The organism is Hymenobacter telluris, assembly GCF_017313265.1.
Classification (GTDB): Bacteria; Bacteroidota; Bacteroidia; order Cytophagales; family Hymenobacteraceae; genus Hymenobacter; species Hymenobacter telluris.
On sequence record NZ_JAFLQZ010000017.1, the window covers coordinates 1 to 14,136 of the forward strand.

General features: G+C 56.7%; 13 protein-coding genes. 5 read left to right on the forward strand and 8 right to left on the reverse strand.

The window, feature by feature from the left end; translation table 11 throughout:
- Window positions 1-96: 96 nt before the first annotated feature.
- The 5 genes from J0X19_RS19560 to J0X19_RS19580 all read right to left on the reverse strand — a co-directional run bounded on the left by J0X19_RS19560 (window position 97) and on the right by J0X19_RS19580 (window position 6,796).
- Window positions 97-1,791: a sodium:solute symporter gene (locus J0X19_RS19560; RefSeq protein ID WP_206986120.1), complete on the reverse strand. Its 1,695-nt coding sequence runs from the start codon at window positions 1,789-1,791 to the stop codon at window positions 97-99.
- A complete protein-coding gene (locus tag J0X19_RS19565; protein WP_206986121.1) occupies window positions 1,788-1,928 on the reverse strand; it encodes a hypothetical protein in 141 nt (46 codons plus the stop codon). Before J0X19_RS19565 ends, J0X19_RS19560 begins: the two co-directional genes overlap by 4 nt.
- Before the next feature lie 41 nt (window positions 1,929-1,969).
- Window positions 1,970-2,647, reverse strand: coding sequence for a phosphatase PAP2 family protein (locus J0X19_RS19570; protein WP_206986122.1), 678 nt, complete (start codon window positions 2,645-2,647; stop codon window positions 1,970-1,972).
- Between the two features lie 60 nt (window positions 2,648-2,707).
- A complete protein-coding gene (locus tag J0X19_RS19575; RefSeq protein ID WP_206986123.1) occupies window positions 2,708-5,368 on the reverse strand; it encodes a PIG-L family deacetylase in 2,661 nt (886 codons plus the stop codon).
- Between the two features lie 231 nt (window positions 5,369-5,599).
- On the reverse strand, window positions 5,600-6,796 hold the full coding sequence (locus J0X19_RS19580) for a T9SS type A sorting domain-containing protein (RefSeq protein WP_206986124.1): 1,197 nt from the start codon (window positions 6,794-6,796) through the stop codon (window positions 5,600-5,602).
- A gap of 430 nt (window positions 6,797-7,226) precedes the next feature.
- On the opposite strand from J0X19_RS19580, the gene J0X19_RS19585 reads away from it, so the two are divergent.
- Window positions 7,227-8,855: a S8 family peptidase gene (locus tag J0X19_RS19585; protein ID WP_206986125.1), complete on the forward strand. Its 1,629-nt coding sequence runs from the start codon at window positions 7,227-7,229 to the stop codon at window positions 8,853-8,855.
- A gap of 58 nt (window positions 8,856-8,913) precedes the next feature.
- On the opposite strand, the gene J0X19_RS19590 is transcribed toward J0X19_RS19585, so the two are convergent.
- On the reverse strand, window positions 8,914-9,375 hold the full coding sequence (locus J0X19_RS19590) for a DUF805 domain-containing protein (protein ID WP_307788485.1): 462 nt from the start codon (window positions 9,373-9,375) through the stop codon (window positions 8,914-8,916).
- A gap of 519 nt (window positions 9,376-9,894) precedes the next feature.
- Here J0X19_RS19590 and J0X19_RS19595 point away from each other — a divergent pair.
- A complete protein-coding gene (locus J0X19_RS19595; RefSeq protein WP_242583044.1) occupies window positions 9,895-10,743 on the forward strand; it encodes an MOSC domain-containing protein in 849 nt (282 codons plus the stop codon).
- Window positions 10,744-10,798: 55 nt separating this feature from the next.
- Window positions 10,799-11,464, forward strand: a complete 666-nt coding sequence (locus J0X19_RS19600) for a DUF2461 domain-containing protein (RefSeq protein WP_206986127.1) — start codon at window positions 10,799-10,801, stop codon at window positions 11,462-11,464.
- Window positions 11,465-11,540: 76 nt separating this feature from the next.
- On the opposite strand, the gene J0X19_RS19605 is transcribed toward J0X19_RS19600, so the two are convergent.
- Window positions 11,541-12,164, reverse strand: coding sequence for a deoxynucleoside kinase (locus J0X19_RS19605; protein ID WP_206986128.1), 624 nt, complete (start codon window positions 12,162-12,164; stop codon window positions 11,541-11,543).
- 141 nt (window positions 12,165-12,305) lie between these two features.
- On the opposite strand from J0X19_RS19605, the gene J0X19_RS19610 reads away from it, so the two are divergent.
- Window positions 12,306-12,788 (forward strand): hypothetical protein, encoded by a 483-nt coding sequence (locus tag J0X19_RS19610; RefSeq protein WP_206986129.1) that lies wholly within the window; start codon window positions 12,306-12,308, stop codon window positions 12,786-12,788.
- A 14-nt stretch (window positions 12,789-12,802) separates the two neighbouring features.
- Here the strand turns inward: J0X19_RS19610 and J0X19_RS19615 are convergent, their stop codons facing one another.
- On the reverse strand, window positions 12,803-13,474 hold the full coding sequence (locus tag J0X19_RS19615; protein ID WP_206986130.1) for a hypothetical protein: 672 nt from the start codon (window positions 13,472-13,474) through the stop codon (window positions 12,803-12,805).
- A gap of 136 nt (window positions 13,475-13,610) precedes the next feature.
- Between J0X19_RS19615 and J0X19_RS19620 the strand changes: the two genes are divergently transcribed.
- Window positions 13,611-14,129 carry a GNAT family N-acetyltransferase gene (locus tag J0X19_RS19620; protein ID WP_206986131.1) on the forward strand — a complete coding sequence of 173 codons (519 nt, stop codon included), beginning with the start codon at window positions 13,611-13,613 and terminating at the stop codon, window positions 14,127-14,129.
- The last annotated feature ends 7 nt before the right edge of the window (window positions 14,130-14,136 follow it).

Here is a 14,136-nt window from a genome sequence, read left to right on the forward strand (position 1 = left end):
GGAAGACGCAGTGTTCTGGATTGAATCCGTTAGAACACTGCGTCTTCCGCGCCCCTTCTGCGTCCTCTGCGGGCTAAACTTGTATGCGCCTCACCGTTACTCTGCTTTTCGGTTGCCAGTCACAGCCAGCACACTGCCAAACAGCACAACCAGCCCGCAGCCGATGATGTTGAACCAGAGGTAGCCGATGTCGGTACGCCAGAACAGCAGCAGCACGATGAGCTGCGCGAGAATGGCCGCCCAGAACACCGCTTTGCCACCAATGAACTTCATGAAAAACGCCACCACGAAAATACCCAGAATGGTGCCGTAGAACAGAGAACCCAGGATGTTCACGGCTTGAATAAGGTTTTCGAGGCGGGCGGCAAACGTGGCGAAGGCAATGCCCAGCACGCCCCACCAGATGGTAGCCCAGCGCGAGGCCCGGACGCATTGCGCGCCCGTCAGGTGCGGGCGGGTGGGCTGGTACAGGTCCACTACCGTAGTGGAAGCCAGGGCATTAAGCCCCGAGGCTGCCGAGCCCATAGCCGCCGACAGTACCACGGCAATCAGCAGCCCCACCAGGCCCTGCGGCAGGTAGCGCAGCACGAACGTCAGGAAGACATAGTCGGTGTCTTTGGCTTCGGCGGACGGAGCAGCTTGTTTGAGCAACGCCTGCGCTTCGGTGCGGAGGCCGCGGGTGGCGGCGTTGGTGGTTTGCAGGTGCGTTTGGGCGGCGGCCAGCTCGGTGGTATCGTGGGTGCGCAGGGCCTGCACAAGGCGGCTGGTGGCTTCGCGCTTGGCCTCGAACAGGGTGGCGTGCTGCTGTTCCAACGCCTGTAGCTGCGGACCGTAGGTGGCACTGGCGGCTACTTGGTCGTGGATGGGGCGGTTGAAGGTGAGCGGCGGGGCGTTGAACTGGTAGAACACGAACAGCAGTACCCCAATCAGCAGGATGCCAAACTGCATGGGCACTTTCACCAGCCCGTTCATCAGCAAGCCCAGCCGGCTTTCCGTAATGTTGCGGCCGGCCAGGTAGCGCTGCACCTGGCTTTGGTCGGTGCCGAAATACGAGAGGGCCAGAAACAAGCCCCCCGTCATGCCCGACCAGAAATTGTACCGGTCGTTGGGGTCGAAGTGGAAATCGACGAGGTTGAGCTTGCCTTGATTGCCGGCCACCTGCATAGCCTCCGTGAAGCCCACATCGGCCGGCAGGTAATGCACCAACAGGTAGCCCGCCACCACCATACCCGTGAAGATGACGGCCACTTGCCACTGCTGCGTAACGGCCACCGCGCGGCTGCCGCCCACCACCGTGTAAAAAATCATCAGCCCCCCAATCAGCCACACCGTGAGGTTGATGTTCCAGCCCAGAATAGCCGACAACACCAGGGCCGGGGCGTACAAGGAAAGCCCGTTGCTGAAGCCGCGCTGCACCAGAAACAACAACGCCGCCAGCGTACGGGTGCGCCTATCAAAACGACCTTCCAGGTACTCATAAGCCGTGAATACCTGGAGCCGCTGGTAAATCGGGACGGCGAACATGGCAATCAGCACCATGGCCAGCGGCAGGCCGAAGTAGAACTGAATGAACCGCATGCCGTCGTCGTAGGCTTGGCCGGGGGTACTCAGGAAGGTGATGGCCGAGGCTTGGGTGGCAATAATACTCAGCCCGATACCCCACCACTGGGCCTGCCGGTCGCCGAGGTGGTAGGAATCCATGGTGTGGTCGGCGCGACGGGTGCGCCACGTGCCGTACCCCACAATGAAGAGCAGCGTGCCACCCAGTACCAGCCAGTCGAGGATACTCATGCGGTGAAAAGCTGGGTCAGGTACGTGAAGAGGGCCACTTCCGCAGCCAGCGCCCCCAGCACCAGCCAATACCAAGCCCGCCACGAAGGCAGCAGTGGAGGCTTATCAGCTTCGGATGGATGGGGATGGTTTGACACAGCGAACAAGCGAGTAGGTAGGAAGGGCGAAAGATACAGTCTCAGGTTGCACCGGCAGCTACCGACGCAGCCTCAACCGTAGAAGAAGGACGCAGCCACCGGGTGCCAAGCTCCCAACCGCACGTAAGCATCAGCCCGATTGAGGCCCCAGCTACTACGTCGCTGAGCCAGTGATACTCCAGCACCACCCGGCCTATACAGATAAGCCCCAGCCAACTCAGCAGCCACGGCCGGACCTTGGGAAACCGTAGTGTCCAGGGCAATAGCAAAGCCGCCGTACCAGCAGCATGCCCCGACGGAAACGCATCGAACTGCCCTACCACCTGCCAAAAACCGCCATCGGGTGCCACCTGACTGAACACTTGAAAAGGCCGCGGCCGGTTGAAATACACCGCCAATAAGTTGCGTACTGCCTGGCTGCTTACCAACGTTAGCACGGCTACCAGCCAGATAGTACAGTGCCGCTGCCGCAACAGGCGCGTAATGCAAAACAAGCACAGCAACCCCAGCCACAAGTACAGTGGCTGCTGCATCACCACTGTGTCTATCAGAGCATCGTGCAGGCGCATCACGCCCGTAAAGAATGGCCGCAAAGATTCTCCATGCCAATGCAGCAGCTTGGACAGCGGCTCATCCACCCACCAACTCAGCAACAAGACAACTGGCAGCGCAAGCAACGCAGCCAGCAACAAGCGGCCATACAAACGTATTGGAGGCATAGAGCGTAGCCAAATAATAGTGCAACCGCGCTGAATTCAGGAGCAAACGGGCGTACTTATCTACTTACCCAATGACACCATGTTGGTCAGCAAGCGGTACGCACCGGGTACGCCGGCCGGCAGTTCCCGAAACAAGCTGAGGCCGGTGTAGATGTAGTGCCCTTTGCCGTAGTCGGCAACCAGAATGGCGCTTTCCTTGGCGGGCTCGTTGGGGTCGTGGGAGCTGATGACGAGCTGGTATTTGGCATCCCAGGAGCTGGGATAGTAGAGTCCTTGCTCCTGCACCCAGCCTTCGAAGTCCTTGGTGGTTATCTTGTTAGGCGTGTTGAGCAGGGGCTGCTGGGGCTTGAGAAACGTAACGGGCGCGTTTTCCACCGTTACCCGGTCGTTGGAGAGGGTGAGCGGGTACGGCCCGATTTGGCTCATGACGGTGCCTCGGCTCACCACGTACTGCACCACCATATTGCCACCGTTTTCCACGTATTTCAGTAGCGTCGGCTGGAGCGTTTTGAGCTTGTCGAGCGTATTGTAGGCCCTGATGCCCAGCACCACCGCATCAAAGCGGCGCAGGTTCTGGTCGGTGATGTCCTCGGGCTTGAGCAGCGTGACGGTGTAGCCAATCTGGCGCAGGGCGTCGGGCACTTCGTCGCCGGCCCCCATCAGGTAGCCGATTTCCTGGCCTTTGCGCTTGAGGTCCAGCTTCACCAGCGGCGCCACGGCTTCGGGGAACAGGATTTGGGTGGGAATGTGGTTGTACTCGATGGCCTGATACCCGCGCGAATACACCTGCCCGTCCACGGTAGCCACCGCTCGTAGCTCCGACTTGCCTTCCTGCGCCCCCGCACCGGGCTGCACCCGAAACTGTACAGTTTGTTCAGCGTCTTTGCTGGCAATATCGAAGGTGAAGCTGGCCGGCTCCACTTTCCAGCCAGCGGGCAACGTGAGGGCCAACGAGCCTTTCACGCCCGCCTTGCCGGCGCGCAAGGTCACAGGTACCGTTTTAGGCTGGTTGTCGGCAAACACGTAGGCTCGACCGGCTATGTTCACAGCCACGGGCGGCACTACCACCAGCGGACGGTACTTCTCTCCTTCTACCGGGTCGGTGCTTTTGTACTGGACGGGAACTTGGTAAGCAATTGCCTTACCATCTACCAGTACAGTAAGATATATAAGCGGAATAGGGGGGGTTTCAGGAAGGCCAACAAATATTTGTTGTGGCAAGAAGCCCAGTTTTATGTTAGGGTTGTCTTGATTGATATACCCCGCAGGTAAACTGCCAGTAGACAACTCTTTTGGCAAACTATACATCCCGACAGAAGCAACCTCACGCAGCCAATAAGGCTGTGAAACTGACATATCTGAAGGTACTATACAGTGCAAATCTTTTCTAACACTCTTACCAGCTTGTATACTTTCCTTGACTTCGACGCCATTGTTCTTGAAACCACTAACAATAGCACCAACTACATTAACAGGAGTAGTTGAGCGATTAACTATATCTAACGCTAATTCTACCTCTTCTCCTGACGCAATTGTATTAGCAGGGACTGTGACCTCAACGTAAAGACCAATACATGCTTTCAATAACTCGTCTATTTGCTCTATCTTGGTTGTAATCCAAAACTGCAAATGATTTAATTCCTTCTCTGCTTCTATACGGTTTGTGCCCTGTACGGCGTCAGCGGCTTGATAGGTCTTGGCAGGTGTTTCATAGATTGAATAAATAGCCTTCCGCACCTTCAGCAGCCCCGCCACACTCGCCGACGGATTCGCCGCGTCGTACTTACGAATCACCTCGTCCAGCATCTTCCCGATAGGCGCGCCGCCGGGCACCCGATTCCAGGTCATATCGATACCTTCGAACAGGTCGGTTTTGGCTTTGTCGCCTTTCACGTATTGCAGATACTCCAGTGCCTCGCCACGGGTAGCCGCCGAGCCGAAACCCTGGCTTTTGTGCTGGCTGCGGCTGCGGGCGGCAATTTCGCCGTAGCTCTGCCCCAGCAGCGGGTTGTAGCCGCCGGCATCGAGCTTGAGGTAGCCGTCCATACTCTCGCCGGGCTTCACGAAGAAGCTGCCGGTGTTCCAGTACAGGCGCTTGGGCTGCCACACCTGCACGTATTTCAATTGCTCGGGAAACCGTTTCGGGTCGCCGGCGGCGTCGAAGGCCTCGGCGGCCAGAATGGCGCTGGCCTGGTGGTGGCCGTGGCCGGCGCGTGGGTCAGGCGGGAAGCGGGTGATGAGCACATCGGGCCGGCGCTGCCGAATCACCCACACCATATCGGAGAGCACTTGCTCTTTGTCCCAAATGGTGAAGGTTTCGTCGGAGGTTTTCGAGAAACCGAAGTCGTTGGCGCGGGTGAAGAACTGCCGGCCGCCGTCAATCCGCCGGGCCGCCAACAGCTCCTGGGTCCGGATTACGCCGAGCTGTTCGCGCAGCTCCGGGCCGATGAGGTTCTGGCCCCCGTCGCCGCGGGTGCAGCTCAGGTAGCCGGTTTCCAGCAGGCGGCCGTTGGCCATGTAGGCAATCAGACGGGTGTTTTCGTCGTCGGGGTGGGCGGCCAGGTACAGCACCGAGCCCAGCACGTTCAACTTCTTGAGCCCCAGCAGGATTTCCGACGACGAGTAGGTTTTGGGCGCCTGGGCCTGGGCTACGCCAATTAAAAATTGAGAATTAAAAATTAAAAATGCCAGCAGGGCGGCGCGGAAAGTGGAAAGGCGCATCGGTTGAAGCAGAAAGGTAGCAGGACGGTAAAGATACAGGCGGGCGCGGCAGGTTGGGCGCAGCTTGGTTGTAGCGCGAAGCCTTTGCTTCGCGTATCGTTGGAACCCTTGAATAGGTAAGGTGTTGCACAAAAACCAAAGTACGCGTCATCAGCAAGAGTGAACAGTCACCGGAACGCACAAAAAAAGTCCTCCCGGTGGGAGGACTTTTCATTTAAGAATTACAAGAAACTACTCTTTCAGCAGCTTCATCGTCTGCAGCTCGCCGTTCAGGTTCAGGCGCAGGTGATACATACCGGTAGGCAGATTGTTCAGTGCGGGCAACCGCACCTCACCAACTCCAGCCGCCAGCGTGAGCGGCTGGCTGAGCGCCGTACGGCCCAGCATATCGGTTAGCACCACCGTGCCGGTGCGGGCATTCCCCAACGACGGCAAGCTCAGCGTCAGCTCGCTGGTGAAAGGGTTGGGCGCTGCCTGCAAAGCCACTAAGGAGCCTGCTTTGCTGAAGCTAACGGCTTGCGGACCGTAGAATTTCTCGGTGCCGTCGCGGTCCACCTGGCGCAGGCGGTAGTAGCGCACCCCGGATTTGCCGGCTTCGGTGTCGAGGTAGCTATAGGTAGTGCGGGTGCTGCTGGTGCCTTCGGCGCGGCTGGGCACAAAGCTCAGCGCCCGGAACGTGCGGCTGTCGGTTGACACCTGCACTTCATAGCCGCGGTTGTTTTGCTCGGAAGCCGTTTCCCAGCTCAGCTTTACATCATTCTCCTGCCGCTGGGCTGCAAAGCGCGTGAGAGCAACCGGCAGCGGAATGGCCCCCTGGCTCACGGTAAAAAACGCTATGTAGTTAGCACCATCGTTGCTGTAGTAATTAGTACCCGAGTAATCGAAGCCACTAGCGGTGTATTCATTGAAATCGGATTCCATGTACACCTCAATCACATAGCTGCCAGGTGTAAGCCCCGCAAGCAGATTGATGTTAGCATTCACTTCCTGCCATTTCTGGTCACCAGGAGTACCACTAATCTCGCTGTTATAAGGCAAGTTGATAAAGTCGAATCTGGCGTTGGCAGGTGCTGGCCCCGCTGGATACACCCGGTACCGTAGCCGGCCGTTCAGAACATCGGTACGCCCATTCTTATACGTGTTGATTTCACCACCTCTGAGGGTGAAGGTTTCATCGGTTTTAAAATCACCGAATGACACCCCGTTGAAGTCTGCGTTACCCGTTTGGGTATTAGGATTTAGGTCGTAAAAAATATTACGCGTATTCTTGGTGTTCAGCACTACAAAGCCCTGAAAGATGCCGGAGCCAGCCAGTAGCTCGGTAGGCACGAAAGCACAGAGCAGAAATACCAAGAGCAAGCTCAGCTTGCGGGTTGTAGTGAAGAGGCTAACTGGCGCTGAAAAACGAACTTGTAAACTGTGTTTCATTCTTTCTAAGTAGAAAAGGATGGGATTAGGGGGCATATAAGACCAATTGCTGCGTTTGACAGCCTGCACATGAGTAACTACAAGTAGAAATGATAGAAGAAAGCGCACCGTAACATCTAACGTCCTCTTCTCCTCTCTGTGTAGCGCCGATTTCCAGCAGAACCATATTTTGTATTGATTCAGTGATGCAAAATTACTAAAAATCAATTCTTGTTGGTGTATTATTTGGAAATAATTGCACCCATTATAAATATTCAAATAAGCTTATACAAACCCTCTTCTCACTCTTTCTTAGTTGTCGTGCGTCTTTGTGGCGCACAAAAGAGTCTGTGTGGCTGAATTTGCCGGTTGTCTTACTGAAAGGTGAATTCTGCGGACCAGATTTTGTTAGGCTGCGTACACTTGTGCTTTCCGACTGATTATTTTTCCCATGCTCTTCCCTTCTTTCCGCCGCCAACTGCTCGGCGTTGCGTTGCTGCTGCCGGTTCTGGCTACAGCCCAAACGGTTGCTCCAACTCAGCCTGAAGTTCCTGTGCAGCAGTGGTATTTGCTCGACCCAACGGCGGACGGTGTAATGGGCGTTAGTGCCAAACGCACCTATCAGGAACTGCTGAAAAACCGGGTGTCAACGCCGGTGGTGGTAGCCGTAATTGATGCCGGTATTGATACTGCGCACGTGGACCTCAAGCGCCTGCTCTGGAGCAATCCTCGCGAAATTGCCGGCAACGGCCAAGACGACGACAAAAACGGCTACGTGGATGATGTACGCGGCTGGAACTTCCTGGGCAACGCCGATGGCCGCAACGTGGACGTGGATACGTATGAAGATACCCGCCTGCTAGCCAAGCTGAAGCCGCTCTACGAAAACAAAGCCCGCACCGCAGTACCCGCCGCCAAGCGCGCCGAGTTCGACCTGTACCAAAAGGTGAAGCGTACGCAAGCCGATAAAATAGCCGAAAACACGCAGCAGTACCAGTCGCTTAGTGAAAGCTACACCCAAACAAAATCTATGGCCGATAATCTGCGCCAGATTTTGAATGTGCCGCGGCTTGATACCGCTACGCTACGCCAGCTGCGCCCCACCGACCCCAACCTGCAACGCGCCACGCAGGGCCTCGAAGCCAACCTGCGCGCTGCTGGCTACCCCGACTTGGAATCGGTGGTGAATGATATGAAAGAGGGCATGGACCAGAGCAAGAATTTGCTCGACTACAGCCTGAACCCGAAGTTCAACCCGCGCGCCACCATCATCGGCGACGACCCCACCAACACCACCGACCGACTATACGGCAACCGTGACACCCACGGCCCCGACCCCGGCCACGGTACTCACGTAGCCGGCATCATCGGCGCCGACCGCACCAACAACTTAGGCATCCTGGGCCTAGCCGATAACGTGCGCCTGATGGCCGTGCGGGCCGTACCCAACGGCGACGAGCGGGACAAGGATATTGCCAATGCCATCCGCTACGCCGTAGACAACGGAGCCAGCATCATCAATATGAGTTTCGGCAAGTACTACTCCCCGCAGCGGGAGGCCGTGGATGCTGCCATGCAGTACGCCGAAAAGAAAGGGGTGCTGCTGGTGCACTCTGCCGGCAACGAAAGCCAGGACATCGACACGGCAGTGGAATATCCGTCGCCGGTGTACCCGAACGGCAAGCGCGTGCCGAACATGATAACCGTGGGGGCCGCTGCCCGCCTCAACGACAACCACTTAGCCGCCGATTTTTCTAACTACGGCAAGAAAAACGTGGACGTATTTGCGCCCGGCCATCAAATCTATTCTACGCTGCCCGGCCAACAATACGGCAACAAGAGCGGTACCAGCATGGCCTCGCCCGTAGTGACGGGTATTGCCGCCGTCCTGAAATCCTATTTTCCCAAGCTAACCGCCACCGACCTGAAACGCATCATTCTGCAATCGGCGGTGGTGTACCACACGAAAGTGGTAAAGCCCGGCACCAATCAGGAGGTGGATTTCGCGGAGCTATCCAGCACCGGCGGGCTGGTAAATCTGTACCAAGCGGTTCAGTTGGCGGCCAGCCAAAACCCCTAACCCTTGCACCTTCGAGCAACAAGCCCCTGGCATACTCAGATAGGCCAGGGGCTTGTTGCTAGTGCGCCACCGTCCGAATCAACCCAGTGCGGAGGTAGCGTAATACCGTGAAATAGTACCCATTGAGGCTGAAGCGCGACTTACTGATTCTGGCCGGGGCAGCGGCACCCCAACGGTTCAGCACTGGCGCACCTGGCAGCAAAGCCAGTAGCAGCAACCCCGGCAAATTCAGGCCCGGAATTATAAGAAGTAGGGTGTACCAGCCACTCAAGCCTATGTCATGGAAGCGGCGCACTGCCAGCAAGGCCGCTGTACCAGTGCAAACAATAATCAGGAGCGTAGCAAGTAGTAGCAATGCCCAATTGCTGGTATGAGAGGGCGGATAAGCAACCAGTAGCGGTAGAAATATCACGAGCAATTGTGTTGCATAGGCAAGACGGCCTTGGCGGCCTTCCAAGAAAGCGGGCAGTTCCATAAAATAGGGTGTGTTAAGTAGTGCGGTAATCAGAGCGTAGCGCATCACAGCCAAAAGCCACGCCACTTCCCATTTTCCCCACAGCAACTATGTGCCCCAGCATTGTTCAGCTTATGCCATATATAATTTTACTTATTTAAATCAGCCTATAAATAGCCTTTTACTTGCTCCAAAATAAACCACAAATACACCTCTCAATACTATTGACAAATTAATACACCAGTTCACATACAACAGTATTTCCTTTGAATAAATTGCACTATTTTAATTACTGTGTTTTTCTCCTTACTTAGCACAGCTAACCGTACAAGTGAAATTATTTCCTCATCCAACCCAAAGTGGTATTCCCGTTTCTATAATTGAGCCGTTTTAGGCTGTGCGGACAGCAGCCAGACAGCAACGGCCATTATGCTAATAGCAGACATTATTCCTTGACCAGCTCGGAGTGGGGACTTTGGCAGGGGGCGTCCAAACGGCTTCAGCGGGTACTAGCTGAGTTGCGCTACCAAGAAATAAGCAGGTTTGCCAGGCAATCCATTCGCGTAAGTCCTCTAATTTCGCTGCATGGCTGATTCTTTGATTTTACAAGACCTATACATCTATCCAATTAAGTCACTGGGGGGCATTCGGCTCACGGAATCAGAAACGGCAGCCCGGGGCCTGCGCCACGACCGACGTTGGGTGCTAGTAGATGCCCACAACCAGTTCATGACCCAGCGCCAGACGCCGGCTATGGCGCTGCTGCGCGTAGCCCCCGCCTACAACGGCTTCCTGCTCACGCACGCCCAGCGGCCCGATTTACTGCCGCTTTACATCCCCTTCGAAACCACGCCGGAGCGCACTCTCTTCGTGACCATTTGGGACGATATGGTATTTGGCTGGCGTGGCTCCCGCGAGGCCGATGAGTGGCTCAGCAACGCCCTGGGCCTGACTTGCAAGCTGGTGTTTATGTCGGATATGGTGCGGCGTGATGTGGAACCTGAGCTGAACCCGGAAGGCCAGCTGGTGAGCTTCGCCGATGGCTACCCGTTTCTGCTTATCGGCCAAAGTTCTCTGAATGATTTGAATACCCGCCTCGCCGAGCCCGTATCAATGGACCGATTCCGGCCTAATTTGGTGTTCAGTGGCGGCCCGGCCTTTGGCGAAGACACCTGGGAGCAATTTCGGATTGGCAACGTAACGTTCCGGGCCGTGCGTAGTTGTGGGCGGTGCGTAATGACCACCGTCGACCAGCAAACCGCCCAAAAGAGCCCCGCCGGAGAACCGCTCCGAACCCTGGCTAGCTACCGCACAGTGGGCAGGAAAGTGATGTTCGGCCAGAACGTAACGAGTGCCAACCAGGGCTTGCTTCGAGTGGGCGACGCCGTGGAAATACTCAGCGTCAAAGCGGAAGTGGGCGAGCTGGTAAAGTGAACGACAGGCTAGGAAACTGCGTTAGCAGCACTCACCCCGTTCCTTATTGCCACTCATGGACCGCGCTTTCCTACTCGATTTTCTGCGTAATCTGGCCGCCAACAACCACAAAACCTGGATGGACGCCCACCGCGCCGACTACCACCAGGCGCGGGCTATTTACACAGCCTTGGTGCAGGAAGTCCTGACGGGGTTGCAGGCCTTCGAGCCGGAAGTGCGCGGCCTCACGCCGGCCGATGTCATGTTCCGCATCAACAAAAACGACCGGTCGCAGCGCGACCCGGAGCCGTATAAGCGGCGCATGGGAGCCGGCATGAAGCGCGACGGCCGGCACGCGCCGTGGGCCGGTTATTTTTTAGCTATTCAGCCCGAAGGCCACTCCTGGATGGGCGGCGGCATCTGGCGGCCCGATACAACTGGGCTAACGCGAATCCGGCAGGAAATCCACTACAACGGCGCCGAGTTTCAGGCAGTACGGGAAGCCGCCGACTTGCAGCAGCATTTCCCGGCCGGTGTGCAGGGCGAACAGCTCCAACGCCCGCCTCGCGGCTACGACAGGCACACCCCCGATTTAGAGTGGCTGCAGCTCAAGCAGTTCACGGTCGTCCAACCCATTGCCGATGCCGACGTGCTACGCCCTGACTTTGTGCCCCGCGTGCTGGCCGGCTTTCGGGCCGCGCAACCTTTGGTGCGTTTCCTGAACGAAGGGCTGAGAGACTGATAAACAGTAAGGCAGTAAAAGATGCGGGACGAATGGCTGCTATTCGTCCCGCATCTTTTACTGCCTTACTGTTTATCTAAAACAGGCCGAAAAGCGTGCCGTTGATTCGCTCGATGATAGTGCCGAGGTCCTCGGGGTTCTGTACGTAATCGAGGTTATTGACATCCACGATGAGCAGCTTACCGTGCTTGTAGCCGCTGATCCACTTCTCGTAGTGCTGGTTCAGGTTTTGGAGGTACTCGATTTTGATGCTGTTTTCGTAGTCGCGGTTGCGCTTCTGAATCTGGTGAATCAGCCGGGGTAAGTCGGCGCGCAGGTAGAGCAGCAGGTCGGGCGGGCGCACCATCTCAATCATTGAGTTGAACAGGCTCAGGTAGTTCTGGTAGTCCCGCTCGCTCATCAAAGTCGAATCGTGCAGGTTGGCGGCGAAGATGTGCGCGTCCTCGTAAATCGTGCGGTCCTGAATGACGCCTTTGCCGGTGTTCTGTAGCTCCTTGATGCGCTGCGTCTGCCGGAAGCGGCTGTTCAGGAAGTACACCTGCAAGTGGAAGGCCCAGCGGGGCATATCGTCGTAGAAATCCTTGAGGTACGGATTGTGGTCGACGTCTTCCAGAAATACTTCCCAGTTGAAATGATGAGCCAGCTTGTTGGCCAACGTGGTTTTGCCGGCCCCAATGTTGCCGACGATGGCAATATGCATAACGCTTGAAAAAGAATACTGGCCGGCCTCCGTGGCTAAACCTGAACCACAAAAGTACTGAATCAGAAATCGGGAGCAGCAATGCTATTTTTTATATGCATTATCTAGTATATTCATCTCCCTACCCAATTGCCGTGTCCTATGCTAGCCTCTCCACTATCCGCTCACACCGAGCAACTATCCGGGCATTCGCTGGATAATAACAGCCAAGATTTAGGGCTGCTACACGACGCGCACGGCGCACCTTTACTTCGCCAGCTCTATTATCCTCACGAGCAGCTGCTCTACGTGCAGTGGTTTGGCAACCTCACAGCCGAGGGAGTGGTAACAGGGGCCCGAGCCGTACTGGAAACTCAGCAGAAACTGCCGTGCTTGGCGTTGCTCAACGACAAGCAAACCTCTACCGGCGACTGGACGGAAGCCATGGAATGGCTGGAATTTGAATGGATGCCGCAGGCCCACGGATTGGGCCTGCGGGCTTTTGCCTACGTTTTTGCGCCCGACCTGAACAACCAGCTAGCCTCGCTGGACTTTGTGAACCGCGCCAAGCAACTGCTATCTATTCAGGTGTTTTATGACACCGAAACTGCCTTGGCTTGGCTACGCAACCAGCGGCTGCACTAACCAAGCCGGGGCGGTTATTTACTGATTACTTCTTTGGCGTCGCGGGCGGCTTCTAAGGTGCGAAACTCACCCTGCCACGACCGGATGCGGATTTTATCTTCCAGCGGAATTTGCTCCCGTACTTGCTCGTAGCGCGCATTCAGGTTGGCCAATACGGCGCTGGCGTTGCTCCAGTCGGTGGCCGACCACTGGCGGCGCTGGCTACGCGTAGCCTCAATGAAGCGGGCGTACAAATCGGGCATTTCGCTGGCGCGCACCCGGCTCATCACCACTTTCTCGCCTAACAACCGGTCCTGGATTTGCTGCGCGGTTTCGGGGCGGCGGGCACGGGCATCCAGGCTATCCTGGCGGGCGGCCCAATCCTTGTAGCGCTGTTTCTGGTCGGCGTACTCGCGCTTGCCTTGAGCCGAGAGGCTGTCCACGCCCCGGTCGATGCGGCGGCTTTGGCGGTCGAACTCCGCCGAAACTTTCGGCATCTCGCGGCGCACCCCCGCTTCGGCGCGGTCTATTTTGTCGCTCACCCACGAGCTGAAAACCCGTAAATCTCGCTCAATGGCGGACGGCGTTTGGGCGGATTGGGATGTAGGCGAAGTGGACTTGGATGGGGAAGTTTGCTGGGCGTGAGCGGTGGGAACCAGTGCCAAAGTAGTCAGCAAGACCGACACCGAAAGAGCGAGACGTTTCATGAGAATGGGGATTGGGATTAGCCTGATAACGGCCAAAGACAGGTCATTTATACGTTAGCAGGCAATTTCCGGCCCAAAACGGCGAAATCTGGGGGGAAGTTCGGTGGTTCCCCGGAAAATGCCGTTTTTGCATCCTATGTCTGCTTTTGCTTCCGCTGCTATTGCCATCCGCCCCGCCGACTTGGCCGATATTCCGACCATCATTCAGCTGGCCGAAGCCACCTGGGAACCCACGTACCGCTTCATCATTTCCAAAGAGCAGATTGATTACATGTACCGCGTCATCTACACGCCGGCCTCGTTGCAGCGCCAGATGACCGACGACCAGCATACCTTTCTGCTGCTGCTCACCGACGACCAGCCGGCGGGTTTTGCGTCGTTTTCGCGGCTGCCCGTAGAGCACAATGTGTTCAAGCTGCACAAGATTTACGTACTGCCTTCGCACCAGGGCCAGGGCCTGGGGCAGCACCTGGTAGCCGCCGTGGAAGCCGCCGCCCGCACGGCCGGGGGCCAGGCGCTGGAACTGAACGTGAACCGCCACAACCCGGCGTTGGCGTTCTACGAGCATCAGGGTTTCACCCGCAACCGGGAAGAAGACATTCCGATTGGTCCGTTCTGGATGAACGACTACATCATGCGCAAGGAGCTGCATTAGTGAAATT